The following is a 21,027-nucleotide window of genomic DNA, read 5'->3' as shown; positions in this document are numbered from 1 at the left end:
TCGATCCTCTTTTCTAAATGGCTGAACTTATGATTAGAGTGGCAAAATTTTGCTCCTCCTCCTAAAAGTAACCACTATTTAAGTTTTTCCATCTAAAAGCATCCACCAGATATCTACCTGTACCCGCGTTATCCTACAGCATTTTCCCCAGGAACTGCTGTGCCCGTTCACTTTGTGGCTGAGTGAAGAATTGATTTGGTGGAGCTTCTTCTATTAGTCTCCCAGATTCCATAAAGCAAATTCGATCCGCAACTTCACGGGCAAAGCCCATTTCGTGGGTGACAATCGCCATCGTGATTTTTGTGTGTGCCAGGGATTTTATTACATCCAGAACCTCTTTTACCATTTCTGGATCCAGTGCTGAAGTTGGTTCGTCAAAAAGCATGATTTCCGGTTCCATCGCTAATGACCGAGCTATTGCTACACGCTGTTTTTGTCCACCTGACAATTTAGCAGGAAATACATCCTTTTTATCAAATAAACCTACACGTTCTAGAAGTTCTTCTGCTTTTCCATATGCTGTTTCCTTTGGAACCTTTTTAACTTTTATAGGAGCATAAGTAATATTTTCGATTACACTCATATGAGGAAAAAGATGAAAGTGCTGAAATACCATACCAATGTTTTGGCGAATTTCTGTAATGTTCGCCTTGGAGGAGGTAATATCCATTCCTGTAATCTCGATTTGCCCTTTAGTTGGAACTTCTAATAGGTTTATGCATCGTAGCAATGTGGATTTTCCTGATCCAGATGGTCCGATAAGTCCTATGACTTCACCTTTTAAAATTTCTGTTGAAATATCATGTAAAACTTCCAGCTTACCAAATGATTTATACAAATTCTTGATCTTAATCACTGCGCCGAAGTCTCCTTTCCAGTCCACGTGCTGCAAATGTCATTCCCATTACCATGAGGTAATACACGATCGCCACGATGATTAAAGGCTCAAAGTAAAGAAATTTGCTTGCTCCTATTATGTTTGCACGGCGCAGGAGATCCAGTGCACCTATTGTGGATACCAATGCACTATCCTTTAGCAGTGCAATTCCCTCGTTAACCATTGCGGGTAAGATGTTCTTTAATGCTTGGGGCAAAATGATGTCGATCATCAATTGTCGATAAGAAACCCCAAGCGACAATGCAGCCTCACGTTGTCCTTTATCAACCCCAAGAATTCCACCACGGATGGTTTCTGATACATATGCGGCAGAATTAAGCCCGAATGTCAGGACGCCTGCTTCCAACATGGTAATATCATATCCAGTGAGTTGGGGTAAAGCGAAATAAACTAAGGCTAAACTTAGAATCAAGGGTAAACCCCGAAAAATGGAGGTATAAATCACTGCAAACACCTTAAGCAATTTTACATTTGATATTTTAAAAAGAGCTAACACAATGCCCCAAAAGAATCCCAAAATGGCGGATAACAATGTATATTGTAGAGTTACAAATAACCCTTGTAGAATGTAAGGGATAGATGGTGCGATTTGATCAAAGTTCAAATCCATACCTTTTTAGCCACCTTTCGAGGGTCTGACAAGCTTGAAATAAGGTTTACTGCTTTTCGGACAGCCATTTAGCCGCAAGCTCTTCAATTTTCCCATTGTCCTGCAGCTCCTTGATTACTTTGTTAAAGTCTTCTATGTGAGAGGAACCCTTTGGAAATGCAATCGCTATACCCTTGTCTTCTTTTTTGGGAATGATATTAAATTCCAGGTCAGGATTGTTCTGAATAAATGATTTAGCGGTGGACCCTTCTATTACTGCAGCATCAATTCTTCCCACTTTTAATTCTTGAATGATTTCAGGGTTTTTATTTAATCGCTTCATCTCGATTCCGCTAACTTCTTTTGCAATTTCTTCAACATCTTTCTCTTGAACAGAGCCTAACTGCACGGCAACTTTCTTATCCTTTAAGTCCTCTGCGCTCGTAATGTTGCTTCCTTTTTTTGCCACCACTGCATTTTTTGTTTCAAAATATTTAATAGAAAAATCTGCATTCTTTTTTCGTTCTTCAGCCGGAGTCATTCCAGCCATAACGAAATCGACGCGCCCGGTTTGCAATGCTGGCAAAAGACCAGTAAAATCCATATCTTTAATCTCAAGGTTAAATCCTAATTCTTCTGCAATTATCTTTGCGATGTCAATATCCATTCCGACAATCTCGTCTTTTCCGTTTGATTGATCATGGAATTCATATGGGGGATAGTCTGCAGATGTTGCCATGACAAGCGTCTTTTTTTCTGAAGAGTTTTCTTTTGAGTTTTCTGATGATCCCTGTGCATCACCTTCTGTCTGTTTCGATCCACATCCTGTAAGCAGCACAATACTTAACAACAAAAACAAACCTATTGAAGTAAATGATTTGATAGATATCACATTTATTCCCCCATAATGATTATTTTTTGCACTCAATTTTTTTCATTAAGTTTGAAATTAAAAGATAGATTACAATTGTTAACGGGCGTATGTACCCTCAGAGAATATTAGGTTCCCATCTTCAATTTATCTAATGGGAAACACTTGAAATTCACCAGAATTCTTTATGTCTTTATATATTTCATGAGCTATCCCGATATCTGTAGAGCCTATTCCAATTAAGCATGCACAAATAATCTCTTTCTCGTTTTCTCTGCCTTTTTTTCTATTTGTAACAATTTCGGGAAGTTCAGCATAGAGATTTTTCTCGGTTAGATGCCCAGCTTCTATGAGTTTAGTTAGCTCCCCGCGGTGAGTGTTTTGCTCCCAATGATCGACCACAAGTTTGTCTGCTGTTAAAGGGATTGTCTCGTCCAATTCTTGGAACGAGCCCACCGAGATAACAAGTGAACCTTCTTGTAGCCATTCTTTCATAACTAGTGGCGTATTAGCTGTCGTGACTGTTACAATGATATCTGATTCTTCTACAACTTCCTGATTCGTGTCGGCCACGACAACTTCAATATTCAGCTCTTTACTCATTTCTTCCGCAAATGCACTCGCAACCTCTTTATTTATATCAATGATTTTGGCCTTTTGGATTGGGGCTACTGCCGCGATAGCCATCAAATTTGTCCTGGCCTGGATGCCTGCACCGATAATTCCGACAACGCTGGCGTCTTTTTTAGCTAAGTATTTAACCGCTACGCCCGTTGCAGCACCAGTGCGGTAATCCGTAATATAGCTTCCATCCATAAGCGCTAATAACTCACCTGTTCTCGGATCATTCAGTAAAATTGTACCACTGATATACGGAAGTCCTTTGGCCCTGTTCCCTTCAAATCCACAAACCCACTTTATCCCCGAAATATCCATCTCTTTTCCAATGTAAGCCGGCATTGCGTTGAAGGACCCACCATATGGCGGCCATTCATTTCCTTCTCCCAAATCTAGAGTAATCTTGGAAGGCATAAGCACTTGATCATTTCCATGTACACTAAAAATTTGCTCTACGATATCAATGATGCGTTCCATGCTTAAAGCATTCTTTACTTGATTTTGTGAAATCAACATAACATCTGTCAATTTATCCCACTCCTCTTTAATTGATAAAAATATGAATCTCTCTTTCGTATGCATATAAAGCCTCATCCAGCATTTGCAGACCTTCATCGATCTGCTCTTGGTTAACCGTTAATGGCGGAATCATACGGATCACTTCTCCAAAGTTACCGCATAAATAAAACAATACCCCCTTCTCAAGGGCAAGATCGAGAATTCTTGCTAATCCCTCACCATTCGGTTCTTTTGAATCTGAATGTACGATTTCAATACCGATCATGAGTCCAACAGAACATATGGCGCCAATGACAGGATGTTTTTGTTTTAATAACTCCAGCTTTTCAGTAGCATACCTTCCCATATTCCGTGCATTCTCTAGTAACCGTTCTTCCTTTATTACCTCAAGTGTTGTCAAGGCGACGGAACAAGCAATGGGATTCCCGCCAAATGTCGTTCCATGACTTCCTAAAGGCCATTGCTGCATTAGTTCATGTGAAGCAACCGTGGCACTCAATGGTAACCCGGAAGCGATCCCTTTAGCGATAGCCATAATGTCAGGAGTAACACCAAACGTTTGAGCGGCAAACCAATCTCCGGTTCGTCCAAATCCGGTCTGTACTTCATCAAAAATAAGCAAGATCTTATGCTGATCGCAAATCTCCCTAATTTTTTGCAACCACCCCCTTGGAGGAACAATGTAGCCGCCTTCTCCAAGGACTGGTTCTACAATGACGCAGGCCACTTCCTCAGGTGTGACTTGATGGTTGAATAACATTTGGAAGTCCTTTTCTAATTTCTCAATGCAATAGGCTTCTGGATCAACACCAGGTGGACATTCCTTTACGTTGGCATAAGGAAGCTGATAAGTTAAGGATGATGGCTGTAAGTATTTTCTATATTTACTTTTTGATGTGGTAACACTTAATGCACCAAGTGAACGCCCATGAAACCCTCCAATAAAGGAAATGACATAGGGACGCTTTGTAACATATTTCGCTAGTTTTAAGGCACCTTCTATTGCTTCCGTTCCACTGTTTGCGAAGAAAAAGCAATCCAGATCACCCGGTAAAATAGTAGCCAGTTCATCCGCCAATCGTAAGATGGATTCATAAATGATGACACCGGAAGGTCCATGAGTGAGTTGATCTGCCGCATCTTTAATGCTTTGAACGATCTTTGGATGCCGATGTCCTGTGTTGGCTACAGCGATACCAGCAGTGAAGTCTAGATACCTTTTCCCATCCAAACCATAATAATAACAGCCTTCTTCCTTTACAACAGGCAGATTAGGATGATCCTTTGCCATACTTGGCGCAAGACGATTTGGCATGTTTTTAACAAGATGGCTCCAATCTCTCTCCATATTAGTATCCTCCAATTTTTTATACTTGTCTCAATGAGCACATCAAATGAATATTTCATTTCCTCCTTATCAATAATAGTTATAATGCAAGAATCATGCCAAAAATTACACGCTTATGTATTTACAAATACATCATTGCCTAAAAAAGACTTCTGCAGTTACTCTAAAGAATATTTTTTTAGTTTTCTGACGACTGTCGGTTGGCTTATTCCGAGAAAATTTGCCATTTCTATTTGTGTTTTGCATCGTTTTTTTGCTCTTAAGAGAATGCTTCTTTCAAGATTTCCGAGCATTTCATTTAATGGTTTTACATTTGCGTTAACTTCTATAGAAAATAGGTCAGAAGGAGTGCGGTATGCTGCCGGAAGATCTTCTTCGGTGATGATTGGCGTTGACGAGGTCACAACCAACCTCTCCATTAAGTTGTTTAACTCTCTTACATTACCTTTCCATTCCAATGAAAGCAGTTGCTTCATAACATTTTCATGAACAATACGCTGCCGATTATACTTTTCTGAAAAATGCACCAATAACTTATCAATCAAGGGAATGATGTCCTCAACACGTTCACGTAAGGGAGGTATCAAGATAGGCACAACGTTTAATCTGAAAAACAAATCCTCCCTAAATGTTTTCTGCTGAATCATTTCTTCTAAATTCCTATTGGTAGCAGCAATAAGCCGAAAATCCACACTTTTTAACTTCGTTCCCCCAACGCGATAGAAGTGTTTCTCTTGTATAAGCTTCAGTAATTTCACCTGATTTGCAATGGACAGTTCGCCTACTTCATCTAAAAATAATATGCCTCCTTCAGCCAACTCAACAAGCCCAATTTTCCCTTTCTTATGTGCCCCCGTAAAAGAACCTGATTCATAGCCAAATAACTCCGCTTCAAATAGCGACTCTGGAATGGCACCGCAATTTACTTCAATGAATGGGCCCTTTTTCCTTAAACTTTTTTTGTGAATAAAATTGGCAATGATCGACTTCCCAACCCCAGACTCCCCTAATAAAAGTACGTTTGCATCTACTTCGGCCACTTGGAGGGAAGTATTAATCACTTTCTTCATCTCCTCACTGTTTGCAATAATCTCATCAGCGAGGTAATTGCGTTTTTTCATCACTTCAATTTCTTTTTTTACTCTCTCCATCTCACCTTTCATTTGAATCAGGTATTTTTCCATCTCTAATAACTCCGTTACATCATGGGAGTAACTGACAATACGAAATATCTCATTATTTGCATCAAAGACAGGAATTCCTGTAACCAGTAGCTTTTTTCCATTGCGTGTTGTTTGAACAAAGGTTGTTTTTTCATTGTTTTTTAGGACCACCGGAACAGCAAGAGGAGTAAATAACCCTTCCTTTTCAAGGTCATATACCGATTTCCCAATAAGCTGTTCTGTCTTTACACCGTATATGGAACCAGTTACCTCACTAACACTGAGAATAACTCCATTCGTATTGGTCACCAAAATGTCATCCTTAAGTGAGCGAAGAATCGCTTCATATTCGTTCCATGTTTGCTTTTGAAGGGTCATAAGCTCCAGTTCCTTTCCCATTATTCAAAATTGAATATTAGTTTCCTTCGTTTTATTTAAACCTCTATTTTATATAGAATACTCCAAATATTCAGTTTTGGATATAATATACAATACTAAATATTTACCTTGAGTTCTGCAAAAGTTTGTCATGAAGAATACTGTCATTAAATAACACTCTTTAGATGCTTATGTCGAACAAAGAAAATAAAAAGGACTTCTCTTTTTAATGTTGATACCACAAATCTATTTCAAATAAGAAGCATCAATTAATCGGAAACCTTCTCTTTCATATAGTCAATTCTTTTTTGCTCGGTGCCTTAAACTCACAAAAACACAAAGGCATTATTTATTGACATTTAAATTCCTGAAAGAACCTCCCTGGTGCCTAACCGGGACCCGCCGGCACATTCAGTTTATGATGATAAAATTAAAAAGCTTTGGGTCAAGCAAGGCGACCTCGGTCCCCTCACTTCTTTGATTATTGATGACACTTAATCCAAGAAGGACCGGTTTATCCCCAGAATAGAAAGATGAGCCGTACACTTTACCACAGGACGGGAAAGTGTACGGCTCATTGTGTGGTAACCTCTCATGTTTAAGCGAAGGACATTCCTTTGCCTTGGATTTCCGCTCACGACAATCCCACGGAAATTGACTGCTCTGGCAACGTGAAATTGTTGTGCAATATCTACCCCAATAACGATATACTTATCTGTAATTCTTTCTATTAGTTGAATTTGTTTGTCTTGCGTTTTAAACTTCATAGTAGGGTTCCTCCTAAGGTTTGAGTTAGAGTCGTGTCTTACTCATATCTTACTGAGGAGCCCTTTTTTTATCAAAGTTGAAAATTAACGATCTACAGGAATGCTAAACTGCCCCGTTAGCCTTCCATGAAGCGCAAAAATCGGCGCTTCACCACAGAGAATGAAAATGGTCACACTCCGTCAATACTGATTCTACGGCTGGATGAGGAAGGTCGATGAACTATGGTGCGTTAGAGCCCATCCGTTAGTCTGACTCCAACGACCACGGTGCACCTCTGACTGTCGCTCCCTTACGGGAAGCACACATGGTAGATTAATCCCATTCTGGTTGCTGCACCAGCCTCTAATTATCTTAGAGCCGTAGAAAGGATGTTTTCAATGGATATAGTCATTGAAAGAGCATGCGGTATGGATGTTCATAAAGACAACATTACAGCCTGCGTTATCACACCAGAAGGAAAGGAGATTCAAACGTTTTCCACTAAAACTGTATTTCTACTACAGTTGGTGGATTGGATTAAATTGCACGGCTGCACTCATGTTGCCATGGAAATCACGAGTGTTTATTGGAAACCTATTGTAAATTTAATAGAGGCTGAAGAAATAGAATTCTTAGTGGTCAATGCACAACATATGAAAGCTGTTCCCGGTCGAAAGACCGATGTGAAGGATTCAGAATGGATTGCCAAAGCTCTTTTACTCGCCTGATTTACTCTACAAAGTTACTCACATCTTTTGGACTTTAACTTGTTATGGAGTCTCATCCCTTTATAAAGCCTTAGTATCAGATTTCTGTACGTCGAGCCAAGATTTTATTTCACGCTTCCTCCAGCCCATACCTCACGATAAGTACCTTGCGCTTCCTTAGTGGTTGGTCGATGTGTACGCCCACAGTGGACTTTCACCACCTAGATAGTTGCCATGCCTGGCACACATAAAAAAAGACAACAGATTTGTGGTCCAAATGGCTAACTATACAGGATAGTTTTTATCATGGAACTGTCCGTTAAGCAGAAGCAGTAGAAGCAGATGGCTTATTATCATTCCTTGCATCAATTACAATAATATTTTTTGCTTCCTGCAAGCCAAGTTCTTGTAATACTTTCTGTACTTTTTTAACTCCTGCTCGGAAAAGTATAAAATCACTTTTATTGATTTTTTTGTTTCATTCGCAGCTTCATATATTGGTACTTGGTTCTGCAAATTTTTTTCAACTGTGAATTACTTGCCAGTTTAAATTGAATGAGCGTCTTATCTTTATTTCATTTTGATACTTTAAAGTCAACAGGTCCTCTCCCATTATTTACTTCTCTATTTACATCAGAATCAGTTGCAAACCAAGTCAGCCTGTATAGAATCTGCAAGTCATCTTCCTTTTTAATAGGAGCTCCTTTTGAATAAAATATACGGTAGCCATCATTATTTTCAATAACATGCTTTAAATACAAAACTCTCTTAAAGGAATCCTCATAAGTATCATATTTTTTTTTATAGAATTCCGTATGACTTTCAAGCAGTTCGATTAGTTCTTTAAACTGCTCCACATAAAATTGAGCGGATTCTTTAACTTTTTGGCTACTATTCGCTTGGGCTTGATCCCCCGCTGCTCCTTATATTTAATATAATAATCAACAAACTCAGGGTATTGTTGTATGACTCTGGATACAGCAAGACTACGGTCTTTTGCAGAAGGTTTCTTGGGAAGAATAGAGAAGAAGTAATTGTTGATTTGAAACCTTAACTGTTCATTATCAATGCACTCTGGTATGAGAGAGAAATCCTTTACCATATCCGTTTTATTTATCCAAGTGTCGTCTTTGGTTAGAATATCAGTAGGAGTTAAAAGGACGTAATCTCCATTAAGATACGGTAAATGATAATTATCCCTATCCCAGGATTCAGTTTTATAGTTAAACCTTACGTTGTTAACAGCCACCTTTTTAACATACTTTTTGTCCAAATTGTTTAAAGCAAATGTTTGTGTATATTTCAGCAAATATTCGTGTATAAGTCTTGTTGTGAAATCACTAATATTGTCTTTACCCACCTTTTCCTTAATAATACAAATTTTTTCCAGGTGGCTACTTTTTGTTACTGTTTCATTTCCAAATACCGAGAGCACGCTATTTAAATTACTATGCAAAGCAGCTGCAAAGTCTGGTCCTAGCCCGCTGCCTCCATTCCCGTTTTTAGAAAAACCTAACCAATTCTGCTTGATTTCAGGAAACATAAACCAAGCATTTAATAATCCACGGGAAATTTCCTTTTCCTAAGCTTTATCTCGCAAAAAACCAAGATATTTTAACATGTTCTCATGTAACTCTTGATACTCTCTCTTACTACTATTAAACAGAAGAAACGGGTCAATAAACAGCGGCAAGTCATTAATGAGCGATACATCAAATGCACCGTATTCCTCCAGAACACTTGGTTCCACTTCAAAAAAATCGGAAAAATAAACTTTTACATCCATTCACAATAATTCAAAAAACTTCCATAATTAACTTCGGAATCAAACATTCTTCCCTCATCGTTTGGATTAAATCTATATGAAAAGCTTACATTTCTTTCAATGGGAATCCTCTTTGTTTCAATATCTTCACCAATCTCATAAACTAAAGCTAGATAAGCTAATGTATCCAATGGGTCTAACTGGGTTGATAACCGAAATCCATACTTATGTTTTGGTGTAAGACTTCTTCTGAAATCCCTTACATTCCACTGTAACATATCTTGATTTCTCAAGTATTCTTTAAGAGTTGTACCATTAGGTAATTCTCTTATACTTCTATCCCATAAATAACTAATTGCTTTATATTCAAAAGGAACTGGGAAAATATCGGTATCTCCATAGTTTTCTATATGTTTTAATGCCCAATCTAATGAGTTAGTTCTTAATTTTAACAAACCTTTCACCTTCCATCTAAATATAAGTAATAATGGCTCAGTCTTAATCCTTTTAATCTTTTGTTTGAGATGGCTCTTTGGACAACTTTCGATAATCCTATATACCGGTATCGACAGTAGGTTAGTCCTTTCGCTTCTTCCTCCGGAATCCCTAACTGAATGAGCGATTTAATTTGTTTCTTCGGTACTTTCCATTGTTTCCAGATGATTACACTAATTCTGGAGCGAAGCTTCATATCTATTCGTTCCGTCGCTTTTTTATATTTGCTATCCTGAAGTAGTTTACCACCCGAATATGACTTGTTTTAGTTTCACTGTTCGATAGTTTAGCGGGACACTCCAGTTTCGCTTTGTCAGTTTTCGAAGCTTTCTTTGAAATTTCTGTATGGAACTTGGATGGGTTTTACTTGGTACCTCTTGTTTTTAACGTCGTAATAATACCCGAAACCCAGAAATGGATAGGCTACACTTAGTTGGACAGGATTTTTAAGGTCAAGTAGACTACTAATACACTAGTTGAGGAGAATCTACAATGACCAAACGAGAACGAAGAACATTTACAGATGAATTTAAAAACCAAATGGTGCTGTTGTTCATGTTTCGGTGTTTTTGTTCATAACAGTGATGACCGTAAAAATCTGCTAAACCAATTTAGTCCCATACCAAAGAGGACATTACCATATGCGCCAATATAACTCTGTAATAGGAAGTTATTTGTAAAATGTATGTAAAACATAAAAATTGTACATGTCTAATTCAGCTGCACATTTACATCGATTCCTTAAACATGTAACCGATTCATTCAGTGGACTTCTTCTGTTCTATATATCTATAAATGGTCGCTCGTGCTAAACCCGTTGCTTGAGTTATCTCCCTCATGGTATATTCCCCGGAACAATACAATTCATAAGCCTTTTCCTTAAGGTGTCTGTCAGCTTCTTTCCTTCCAAGCTTCACTCCCTTTTCTCTCGCGTTTTCGATTCCCGCATTTATCCTTTCAACGATTAGCTCCCTTTCAAATTCTGCGCAAACTTCAATCATATGAAAGACCATTTTGCCGCTTTCTGACGAGGTATCAATGTTTTGTGTTAAGGAGATAAGATCAATTTCTCTCTCCCTCAGCTCATTTGTTATTCGATGAAGATCTTGGATGCTTTTTGCTAGTCTATCAAGTTTGTACACGATTACAATGTCTCCTTCTCTTGCGTATTCCAGCATTGCTTTTAGCCCTTCTCTTTCTATGTTGTTTATTTTGTCAGTAAAAATCTTGCGGCATCCAAATTCTGAAAGAAAACTTATCTGTTTTTCAAGAGTTTGTTTACCTAAAGAGGCTCTCGCATAACCCAGTTTAGCCATTACCTCTCCACCTTCCATATATAATCAATTACTTAAAATGTATCATAAATACGTCTCTTGCCTTTACATTTAGAATAAAAAGATATATTTTTGAGACAATATGATAATGTTAGTAAAATACTCCTAATTTTGTATCTAAAATATATGATTTTCAGAAAAACCAGAATTGTGGACAACTGATGGATCCGGGGATAACTTTATTTCATTTATATTACAAACTGGAAATTCTACTTTTCGTATCATAAATAAGTATTTTTGAAACATTGAGAAGAATTGTGGACAACTGATGGATCCGGGGATAATTTTATGTCATTCATATTACAAACTGGAAATTCTTCTTTTCATATCATAAATAAGTATTTTTGAAACATTCAGAAAAATTGTGGACAACTTATGCCTGGTGTGAATAACATTATTTCATTCATGTTACAGGCAGAAAGCAAATAAAAACCACAGCAATGCCGCGGCAACAAACTAGCATTTATATTACAAAATATGCCCCCTTTCATAAGCTTCAGGAATATCAATAAAAAAACAGTTTATCTTTATCCCCCTGGTTCCTGCTGTTTTTTGTTGCTTAATCTCTTTCTGTTTACATTTACATGCTACGCTTATTTTTTTATGAACAATAAGCGTACCCCCCTCCCCCGGGTTCCAATAAATATCAAATTTACGTTAGATTCTATGAAAAAGGCAAATTTACGAGAATCATGTGAAATGTTCATTTAACCATAAGGTCGAAGCCGCGATAAATTTTTCGGCAGCTGGCGGAAGATTTTTGAAGGATATCGAACCAATGCTGATGGAGGAAATAGCTCGGTCATCTGAAAGGGGTATTTTTTTTACACCTTCAGGCAGGTTATGTAAAGCGATGTCTGGCAGGATGGCTACACCAAGGGAGTTTTTCACCATCGAGATAACAGCCTGTTCATCATCTAAATGAAAAGCAATTTCAGGAGAAAGTTTATTTGATTTCAAAATGTTATGGATGATTTTAAGGGTAGAATTTTGGAGAATCAGCTTCTCTTCCTTCAATGCATTTGGCTTAATAGAATTTTCAGCACAAAGATGATGGGTGTCCGGCACAACGCAGCAAAACGCTTCTCGCTTTAAATGGAGAACCTCCATATCGGCAGCAGGCAGAATTAAAAAACCGAAATCCACAATCCCCTGAGAAATCCACAGAGAGATTTCCTCCTGTTTCCCCTCCATAATTTCTACTTTTATATGCGGATATTGATCCATGAATTTTTTCAAAATCCCAGGAAGCCATAAAGCGGAAATGGATGAAAAGGTGCCGATCCTAACAGTCCCTATTTCTAATCCTCTAATTTCCCCAGCCTCCTGAAGCATTTTTTCATTCAAATATAGAATCTCCCTAATATATGACAACATCCGCTCACCGTTTACGGTTAGCCTGATGCCTGCTTTATTACGGGTTAATAAAGAAAACCCCAGCTCTTTTTCCAAGCTGGAAATGGCATGACTTACCCCTGATTGGGAAATATTTAACGATTCACTTGCTTTTGTTAAGCTGCCAAGTTCTACTACTGTATGAAATATTTCATATTTGCCTATCGACAAATTCATCCCTCTTTATATTAGTTTTACTCATAACATAACATAAAATATCAAATTTTTTCATCAATTTCTGACAATTAAAGAGACTGCTTGAGCAGTCTCCTTCTTGAAACAACATTTCGGATAAATGATTTCATCTTTATTCCCATACTCTATTAAAAAGACAGAAAATGCACTAGATTCATTTTTATCTTCTCTTAAATAGAAATAATTATGTGTCGTATTGAAGAAAGTCAATCCGTTAGTTAAACAATTCATAATTCTATTGCCTGAAAATCAATCGATTTTGATTAATCCTTTTTGTCCCAATACTCATAAACTCATAAACAATTACAATATCTCCACCTTGCAGGAGATTTACGTCTACTGACTTTCGAAAAGGTCTTGCTGGATAGAAGACTCATTTTGCTAATCTTCTTCTATGTTTCCACATGATATAACGATATCTAATAAAACAACCAATGCAAAAACCCATCAATGCAATCCCAGCAGCTAAAAGGACCATAATACTAAAAGTATAGGCTAATGTGTTCCATCCGAGCTGGAAGGAAGCTAGTGACAATCCAAGGCATACTGTTGCTATCCATTGATTAAAAATCTGCTGGTCTTTGTCTTCCATTTCATACTGGGAAGACGGTTTTTTCAGGAAGCTCTTACCTATTAATATAATGGGATTCTTCTTTGTTATTAACGTGTAAACGCCTATAACAAATGGAAGTATTAGTATTAATTTATAAGATACCAATGCAATAAGAACACTCAACACGATAAATGATTGATTTAGTTGTACCAAAGGTTTTGGTATACCCATGTGAATAGCCTCCTGATGAAATAACTGGTCAAATTAAATGATAGATTCATGACCAAGTTTTCTTAGAATATTACTATGAATTATTCATTGACTTTATCATACTTTTATCAAGCAGTACATTTTTTTAACTCTCTTAGTTTTGTGACAACTAGCACATCTGTTTAGTTCCATCTTTAATATATAGCCTTTGCACGGGGTATCATAAGTTTTTGCTATATTCTGTTAAACAAAAAGGCGGCAATACTCCCTTCCAGTATTGCCGCGCTAAAAATAAGGAGTTTAATCTGACTATCAATCGGTTAGAATGGCTTTTGGCCTAATGTATCAACTTAGATTTTAGCTATTATATCAAATGAGCTCCGCCATCGATAAGAACAGCTGTACCAGTAGTAAATCCATTTTTCGCTAAGTATACATATGATTCAGCTATATCTCGAGGTTGCGCAATCCTTCCAACAGGCAGCTGCTGTGCAATTCCATTGAACAAATCTTGCCGCTGATCCTCTGGCATTCCAGAGTAGATAGGAGTATCAACAATACCCGGTGAAACAACGTTTACTCTGATAGGGGCTAGGTCTATGGAAAGTCCTCTAACCAATCCTTCGATGGCAGAGTTGATGGCCGCCAAAGTTGTAGCACCTTGAGGGGGACGGACACCGTATACACCAGAGGTTAAGGTGATCGAGCTCTCATTATGTAAGAACGGAAGTGCTGCACGGACGGTAATATACTGCCCCCAGAACTTGCTGTCAAAGGCCTCTTTAGCACTTGTGACAGGTAATTCGCTAAAGTGCCCCATAGCACCTTCTCCTGCTGTTACCACAAGGTGATCAAATTTTCCAACCTTGCTGAAAAAGTCTGCTGCTTTTTCTTCACTGCGGAAATCGATTTCGTATGCTTCTACAGAACCACCAAGGATTTGTTTTGCTTCAGCTAACTTTGATTCAGAACGGCTGGCAATGATCACTTGAGCAGATTGATCAAGAAATGCTTTGGCTGTAGATAATCCGATGCCAGAAGTACCGCCTAAAATGACCACGCGTTTCCCTTTTAATGACATAGTTAAGTCCTCCCTTAAAATCTTTTTTAGTTAGCCAATTTGATTGGCTAGAATTCATTATGCTGCTACCATATTTTATGAAGATCTCCTTCGAAATTAAATCGAGAACTCCACCATTTCATAGATGGCTTTATTAGTGCTCCGTCAAAATCAGCGGGCCATCCTTTGTAATCGCGATAGTATGCTCAAACTGTGCAGACAGTTTGCCGTCAGTTGTCCTCGCTGTCCAGCCATTTTTGTCCATTTTCATATGCCATGTTCCTGCGTTTACCATAGGCTCAATCGTGATGACCATACCTTCCTTCAGGCGCATGCCCTTTCCAGGTTTGCCGTAATGCAGTACCTGAGGATCTTCATGCATGGTTTTTCCAATTCCATGGCCGGTAAAGTCACGGACTACCGAGAATTTTTCTCCTTCGACATATGATTGGATAGCATGGCCGATATCACCTAGCCTGTTACCAATCACAGCTTGTTCGATGCCAAGGTACATGGCACGCTTCGTAACATCGACCAGTCTTTTCGTTTCTTCTGAAATCTCTCCTACTGGATGGGTCCATGCCGAATCAGCCAGATAGCCATTTAGATTTACGACCATATCAATCGTTGCGATATCGCCTTCTTTTAGTGGCTTGTTAGTTGGAAAGCCGTGGCAGATTTCATCATTTATGGAAGCACATGTTGCATACTGATATCCTTCAAAGCCTTTTTGCTCAGGGGTAGCTCCGTGCTTTGCCAAATATTCTTCTGTAAAACGTTCAATATCCATCGGCGTAATGCCAGGCTTAATCATTTTCGCAATCTCTTTATGACAGGAGGCCAGGAGCTTCCCTGCTTCATGCATTGCTTGAATTTCCCGCTCGCTTTTTATTGTAATCATCAAACCGCTCCTTGTAAAAATGCTGCTAATTGTGACATTGTCATTTATCACATCTTTATCTCAGCTCTATTTTTTATTCGCTTTTACATGATATCCCTTTTTTTATGGGAAAATCAAATAACAGAATCTTGTTGGAATTTCTTGCAGCAACACCTTCAAAACTATTTAAATTTCCCCTCCATGTAATCGCGATACGCTTGCCTGACTTCTTCTTCGGTATTCATTACAAATGGTCCACGCGCCACCACTCTCTCTCGAACAGGCCGCCCCGCATATAAAACCGCTTTCAAATGTTCTTGTGCAGATATTTTAACTTCGCTCATTTCTGAATTGCTTGCTTGTTCCAGCCAAAGAACCTGGCCTTTTTTACCTTCTACCTCATCAATCCCAAACTTCCCATTTCCTTCTATAATATAGAGGAATCCATTGTAATCTCCTGGAAGGTCCTGTGTGACAGTGGCACCTGGTTCAAGAGTCATTTCAACCATAGTTACAGGAATGTGATTCTTTGTATCTGAGATAATCTCTTTTGAAGAACCCGAGAATACTCGAAACACTGCACCATCTTCTTTCCGTACAGGCATATCCTGGCTGCGCAGGTTTTGATAACGGGGTTCAGTCATTTTCTGTTCACTCGGAAGATTTACCCAAAGCTGCAGGGAATGTACGGTCTCACCTTCTGCGGGGTCCTCTGAGTGCAATACTCCTCTTCCAGCGGTCATCCATTGTACATCGCCAGGCAGAAGCTCACCGCGACCGGCTTTATTATCAAAGTGCTCCAATTTTCCCTCTATTACGTAGGTGACTGTTTCAATCCCGCGATGAGGGTGCACGGGGAATGTACCCTTTTGAAACCAATCTTCAGCCAGTAACAGGAACGGGTCATGCTGTTCCCAATATCCTGGTTCTATAACTAATCCCACTTTATGAGTATCGCTGTTCTGTTGATAAGTAACATCTCTAACACTTTTTATTCCTCTTAAAAAGACATGTTCTGTATTCATGCTAACCTCCTGATTTTTCTCGATTTTAATGCGAAACCAATGTTGGTACTGGAAAGCTTTCCTGCTGCTCTTTATTAGGAAACATCAGTGTAATCGTATCAAAAAAAGAAAAAATCAGCATGTTTGAAGATTTACGTACTCCCTATAAAAATACCATTTTAAATACTGGTTTTTCGATACCGAAGTCCCTTTACCGAGCCATGGTCTCTTACCCTTAGATTCAAGTTCAACCGTTACAACAGTTTCAGCTCCCTTTGTTCCTCCATCTCCAGTATTCCATGTAATTTCGACGGACGGTTGTTACGCTCAAGCCTTTAAAACCTTCCATAATAAGGATGGCGTGCAGCCTCTTTATGTTTCCCGAATAAACTGTCTCAAAGAAGAATACCGTGTTGACTTCCTCTTGCATAATTACACTTCCAGTGCCGCTAACCATTGATCGGGCTTTTTTGTCCTTGCCTGAAAAAGTACATCTGCCGGAGCATCCATCTTCCGTTCACCCGACAGATTAAACGGTCTTGTTGATAGGTCCGGTAAAGTAAGAGGCTTCATACTTATATCCTCTCCGATTCAAGTTCAACTTGCGATTTGAAATTAGCTTCCATCCAGTATTAGCGTATCAAAAGCGTTCTTTTCAAAAAAGACTTGTTTCAGGCCAATAAAGAAAATGACACCATCAAATATATGGTGTCATTTTTCATATGTTTATTCTATATGATTAGGCATGATCTGAAAATTATTTAAGAGTTTCTTGAATTTTACTTAAGGCTGATTCACAAGATTCAATATCAGCGTATTGAGTTAATTCTCCTGTTTTATTACATAGAATTTGAAAACATTTTAAATCTTTGGAATAGGTAAGTATATAACCATTTATTGTATGGGTGATTTGAACGTCCTTGTAAAAGATTAAGTTTTCCAGCATCTTTTTTGTTTCGTCATTTTTGCATAATGTCATATCCATTTGTCCCCTTTCAATTAAGGTGACCTCGGAATTCTGATAGAAAAAGTCATCAATAATTCTATATCAATCAATTATAACATACATATCTTACTTATCCTAGACTTCATTTCTGTCATGTTTTATGCTTTTTCCGGAAATCAGAGATGGTATTACCATATCTTTTCTTGAAAACCCGTTCAAATGTATTTAAGCTTGCGAATCCTGCGTCAAAGCAGATGGAGGTGATAGGTAAATTTGTGTGAAGCATTAGCTTCACTGCAAAATCTAATCTTATTTGCAATATGTATTGGCTTGGAGTACAGCCGATGGCATCCTTAAAAAGCTTTATCATATAAAATTTACTAAGATTGCATTCCTTAGCGAGATGATCTAATGAAAGCTCGTTTTGGAAATTCTCTCTAATGTACTGAATAACCTTATTGATTGCTGGATTAGCTTTATATATTATCTTGCTTCGCCATTTTTCAGTGTGAGAGCCTTCCTGCAATGATAAAAGTGTTTCAGCTAATTCCCATTCAAGTTCTTCGGTTCGGGCAATTTGATCATAACAAAATAAGTTTAGGTTAATTACTTCATCCGCAATTCTTATCAGGTTTTCGGATGAGCCTGAACCTTCATGGAAAAATGTAACTTCTGTTATCTCTTCTTGCAATCTTGAAGAAGCAACCTTGTCGACAAAGGATTTATTTATATTGATTAATAAAATGCGGCTTTCACTCATCTCGGTGAAATGCAGATGCTTTTCTCCGGGAGGCGTAACTATCCGTATGTTTTTATCCACTAATTCAACGGTTTGATTTTGTTCTAAAAATGAATTTCCAGACAAGGGAATTGTGATTTGAAAATCGTTTCCGTGTTCATGTGCAACAGGATCAGCCGAGTATGGTTTAAAATGAGACATCATTAATTTGGTATTTATTAATTTCAAGTTAAGGTATCTCATTTGTCTCGCTCCCTCATTTTTCTTCCATTATAATACATAATTCAAATACTTTTTAAGTAAGATTTCGGGGCTGGCTTATGGCCTAACCAAACAATCACTACTGTGCCCACGCGAAATAGCAGATTACTTATCTTATAGGAGAAATCCGCTTATTTATGAGTATTTTTCGAGTTTACCCATTTTACCAGAATGTCTTTTGTTAAAAAGATATTCCCCATATTCAAAGCAAGGGTATGCAAGTATGGTCAGAAGGGCTAAGATTCCAAAGACCAGTAAAGCGCTGCTATTGCCAAACATGCCGATTAGTATCCCGCCGATCCAGGCACCGCCGCTCTGACCAATAAACTGAAGACCTGAAGCACCATAATAAGCGCCACGTAAGTGTACGGGGGCAATTTCACTGATAAAAACATCTCCGATAATAAAGCACATAATTTCCCCTGCGCTAAAAAGGATGACGGCAGCTATCAAGAATATTACCGATTTGGAGACTCCGAACCCTAGTATTCCTAAACCAAAAAGCACATTCCCGACCTTTAGGGCTGTTAAAGGTGAGGTTTTTTTCATCAATGTGACCAATGGGAATTGAAGACTTAAAATAGCAATAGCATTCGTAATAAATAAAATAGAATAGGTATGAATGCTTTCACTTCCCAGATATTGCGACAGTGTAGTGTCAAGGTGGGCATAACCCGCCACTACAAAAATATTGCCGGCCAGGAAAAGAGCAAAAACATTATCTTTACTTACAATTTTGATGCTGGCCGCCAGGGAAATGGGATCATTAGCCTGACTGGCCGTACGTGATTCTGGGAACCTGCTCTTCCACCATAGAATTAATAGTCCGTATGACAGATATATAAATGCGGCAATCGTAAATGGAGTGGCATTCTTCGATGCACCCACTAATAGTCCAGTTAAAGGTCCAATTGCTCCCCCCATGTTGATGGCGAAGTATCTTAGATTGAAAGCATCCATACGATTTTCTTCTGGCGTCACATCTGCCAGCAATGCTCGGGCAGCTGGTTCAAACAAACTGCGGCAGAAACCGCTCAATGCATTTACAATGAAAAATTCCCACACTTCATTAGCATAAACGAATCCAACAAATACTGAACTCCATAAAAACATAGAACAAATTAATATCGGGAATCTGCCAAAACGGTCGGACCAAACTCCTCCCAAAAAACCAGTAAAGGTACTTACGAAATAACTGATCCCTAAAATGGCTCCTACAGTAGCATGTGCAAAACCTTTTACCTCCACTAGATAAATTCCTAAAAAAGGCAGACACATAAAAAATCCTGCCCTCGACAAAAATGTCCCTGCAATTAATCCCCATGCAACGGGATGGCACTTATTGATAAAATTCAATCGTTTACTCATGAATACCTCCAGGAAATTGTATTGGTATTCATTTTACATAACGATTAAGGAATACTCTCTTTATAAATTGCTTTTCTTTTTACAGCAATTTTTGAGGGTTCTCAACACCCAAGTTGAAGATTCTTTAGATGGTATATATTTAAAACCTTTGATTAGTTTAATATTTCAATAGCTTCTAAGATTTTTTCCGGTCCATTTGGGAAAATCCAAGTGATATATATGATTTTTTCTTACTTACTGGGCTTTTTTTAATTAATGTAACAACTTTCTGTAATTATATTAAAGAGCCAACATCCTGTTGGCTCTTCGTTAGCTTAGTACTCTTTATCTTGTAAAAACTATCAAGACTGATATTGATTTCATTTATTTATGCACTATTCCGTTGCGAATATTAGTATTCTTCCTTTTTTAACATCCTCTTCATATCGGCGAGCTTCTTTTTCATCTAATCCTTGCTCCTGCAAGGCCCTGCGTAATCCTCCCCCATTATTAGCTGTCAGGCCGGCTACAGCACCGCTTATTGTAGAAAAGATTGGGCCTGCTGCTATAATAGGGCCGATTCCCGGGACTGCCAATGCACTCATCCCTACAAGAAAACCTGCGATTCCGACTGCTCCGCCTACAGCTGCCCCGGCAATTACCCCATCCTTCTCTTTAGTCTCTGCTTTGTCAGCCGCCGGTCCCAATCCATCTATATTTTTTGCAACAATTGAGATGTTATCAAGATTGTAGCCTTTACTCTGTAAATTCTCTACAGCTGTCTTTGCCTGTTCTTTGTTTTCATAAATACCGATTACTTGTTTTTCCATGATGAATAATCTCCTTTATTATGTTGTACTAATTAAATACCCTTATATAAAGCCTTCAATCATGGAAAACATTTCGGTCCAATTTTAATATGCTGTGGCGTCTAAGAGCTAAAAATCTTAACACTGTATGTATAAGGCTTTCGAAATAAAAACCCCCAGCTGCCAGAGCACGCGC

At 38.3% G+C, this 21,027-nt stretch carries 21 protein-coding genes and 2 pseudogenes; 1 reads left to right on the top strand and 22 read right to left on the bottom strand.

What is annotated here, in order from left to right:
- Window positions 1–133: 133 nt before the first annotated feature.
- From CVD28_RS07620 to CVD28_RS07590, 7 genes and pseudogenes are all read right to left on the bottom strand, one after another.
- Window positions 134–856, bottom strand: a complete 723-nt coding sequence (locus CVD28_RS07620; protein WP_101591779.1) for an amino acid ABC transporter ATP-binding protein — start codon at window positions 854–856, stop codon at window positions 134–136.
- Window positions 849–1,508 (bottom strand): amino acid ABC transporter permease, encoded by a 660-nt coding sequence (locus CVD28_RS07615; protein ID WP_101591778.1) that lies wholly within the window; start codon window positions 1,506–1,508, stop codon window positions 849–851. The genes CVD28_RS07620 and CVD28_RS07615 overlap by 8 nt, the downstream gene beginning before the upstream one ends.
- Before the next feature lie 46 nt (window positions 1,509–1,554).
- A complete protein-coding gene (locus CVD28_RS07610) occupies window positions 1,555–2,379 on the bottom strand; it encodes a transporter substrate-binding domain-containing protein (protein WP_101591777.1) in 825 nt (274 codons plus the stop codon).
- A gap of 126 nt (window positions 2,380–2,505) precedes the next feature.
- Window positions 2,506–3,504, bottom strand: a complete 999-nt coding sequence (locus CVD28_RS07605; protein ID WP_180954044.1) for an ornithine cyclodeaminase family protein — start codon at window positions 3,502–3,504, stop codon at window positions 2,506–2,508.
- Between the two features lie 16 nt (window positions 3,505–3,520).
- A complete protein-coding gene (locus CVD28_RS07600; RefSeq protein WP_101591775.1) occupies window positions 3,521–4,843 on the bottom strand; it encodes an aspartate aminotransferase family protein in 1,323 nt (440 codons plus the stop codon).
- Window positions 4,844–5,001: 158 nt separating this feature from the next.
- Window positions 5,002–6,384, bottom strand: a complete 1,383-nt coding sequence (locus CVD28_RS07595; RefSeq protein ID WP_101591942.1) for a sigma-54 interaction domain-containing protein — start codon at window positions 6,382–6,384, stop codon at window positions 5,002–5,004.
- Window positions 6,385–7,007: 623 nt separating this feature from the next.
- Window positions 7,008–7,151, bottom strand: a pseudogene (locus CVD28_RS07590) (IS110 family transposase); the annotation flags it as partial.
- Window positions 7,152–7,529: 378 nt separating this feature from the next.
- Here CVD28_RS07590 and CVD28_RS07585 point away from each other — a divergent pair.
- Window positions 7,530–7,847 (top strand): annotated as a pseudogene (locus tag CVD28_RS07585) (IS110 family transposase); the annotation flags it as partial.
- 566 nt (window positions 7,848–8,413) lie between these two features.
- On the opposite strand, the gene CVD28_RS28475 reads toward CVD28_RS07585, so the two are convergent.
- From CVD28_RS28475 to CVD28_RS07520, 15 genes are all read right to left on the bottom strand, one after another.
- The gene (locus tag CVD28_RS28475) at window positions 8,414–8,695 is read right to left on the bottom strand and encodes a hypothetical protein (RefSeq protein WP_219621188.1); all 282 of its coding nucleotides are present in this window, start codon (window positions 8,693–8,695) and stop codon (window positions 8,414–8,416) included.
- A complete protein-coding gene (locus CVD28_RS28470; protein WP_219621187.1) occupies window positions 8,674–9,381 on the bottom strand; it encodes a hypothetical protein in 708 nt (235 codons plus the stop codon). The genes CVD28_RS28475 and CVD28_RS28470 overlap by 22 nt, the downstream gene beginning before the upstream one ends.
- Before the next feature lie 233 nt (window positions 9,382–9,614).
- Window positions 9,615–10,058: a hypothetical protein gene (locus tag CVD28_RS07575; protein WP_101591774.1), complete on the bottom strand. Its 444-nt coding sequence runs from the start codon at window positions 10,056–10,058 to the stop codon at window positions 9,615–9,617.
- 282 nt (window positions 10,059–10,340) lie between these two features.
- Complete coding sequence (locus tag CVD28_RS29230; protein ID WP_257985802.1) at window positions 10,341–10,415, bottom strand: hypothetical protein; 75 nt, start codon at window positions 10,413–10,415, stop codon at window positions 10,341–10,343.
- Between the two features lie 441 nt (window positions 10,416–10,856).
- A complete protein-coding gene (locus CVD28_RS07565) occupies window positions 10,857–11,414 on the bottom strand; it encodes a recombinase family protein (protein WP_180954042.1) in 558 nt (185 codons plus the stop codon).
- 708 nt (window positions 11,415–12,122) lie between these two features.
- Complete coding sequence (locus tag CVD28_RS07560; RefSeq protein ID WP_180954041.1) at window positions 12,123–12,998, bottom strand: LysR family transcriptional regulator; 876 nt, start codon at window positions 12,996–12,998, stop codon at window positions 12,123–12,125.
- Between the two features lie 397 nt (window positions 12,999–13,395).
- The gene (locus tag CVD28_RS07555; RefSeq protein ID WP_101591771.1) at window positions 13,396–13,806 is read right to left on the bottom strand and encodes a DUF4395 domain-containing protein; all 411 of its coding nucleotides are present in this window, start codon (window positions 13,804–13,806) and stop codon (window positions 13,396–13,398) included.
- A gap of 343 nt (window positions 13,807–14,149) precedes the next feature.
- On the bottom strand, window positions 14,150–14,866 hold the full coding sequence (locus tag CVD28_RS07550; RefSeq protein WP_101591770.1) for an SDR family oxidoreductase: 717 nt from the start codon (window positions 14,864–14,866) through the stop codon (window positions 14,150–14,152).
- 133 nt (window positions 14,867–14,999) lie between these two features.
- Window positions 15,000–15,746 (bottom strand): type I methionyl aminopeptidase, encoded by a 747-nt coding sequence (gene map / locus CVD28_RS07545; protein WP_101591769.1) that lies wholly within the window; start codon window positions 15,744–15,746, stop codon window positions 15,000–15,002.
- A 161-nt stretch (window positions 15,747–15,907) separates the two neighbouring features.
- Window positions 15,908–16,750, bottom strand: coding sequence for a pirin family protein (locus CVD28_RS07540; protein WP_101591768.1), 843 nt, complete (start codon window positions 16,748–16,750; stop codon window positions 15,908–15,910).
- 411 nt (window positions 16,751–17,161) lie between these two features.
- Window positions 17,162–17,302 (bottom strand): hypothetical protein, encoded by a 141-nt coding sequence (locus CVD28_RS27960; RefSeq protein ID WP_180954039.1) that lies wholly within the window; start codon window positions 17,300–17,302, stop codon window positions 17,162–17,164.
- A gap of 184 nt (window positions 17,303–17,486) precedes the next feature.
- Complete coding sequence (locus CVD28_RS07535; RefSeq protein WP_142384741.1) at window positions 17,487–17,714, bottom strand: hypothetical protein; 228 nt, start codon at window positions 17,712–17,714, stop codon at window positions 17,487–17,489.
- 112 nt (window positions 17,715–17,826) lie between these two features.
- On the bottom strand, window positions 17,827–18,642 hold the full coding sequence (locus CVD28_RS07530; RefSeq protein WP_180954037.1) for an AraC family transcriptional regulator: 816 nt from the start codon (window positions 18,640–18,642) through the stop codon (window positions 17,827–17,829).
- Between the two features lie 168 nt (window positions 18,643–18,810).
- A complete protein-coding gene (locus CVD28_RS07525) occupies window positions 18,811–20,043 on the bottom strand; it encodes an MDR family MFS transporter (RefSeq protein ID WP_101591765.1) in 1,233 nt (410 codons plus the stop codon).
- 374 nt (window positions 20,044–20,417) lie between these two features.
- Window positions 20,418–20,852, bottom strand: coding sequence for a general stress protein (locus CVD28_RS07520; protein WP_101591764.1), 435 nt, complete (start codon window positions 20,850–20,852; stop codon window positions 20,418–20,420).
- Window positions 20,853–21,027: the final 175 nt, after the last annotated feature.

Source organism: Bacillus sp. M6-12, from assembly GCF_002860285.1.
Taxonomy (GTDB): Bacteria; Bacillota; Bacilli; order Bacillales; family DSM-1321; genus Peribacillus.
This window is presented reverse-complemented; position numbering and strand designations above follow the sequence as displayed.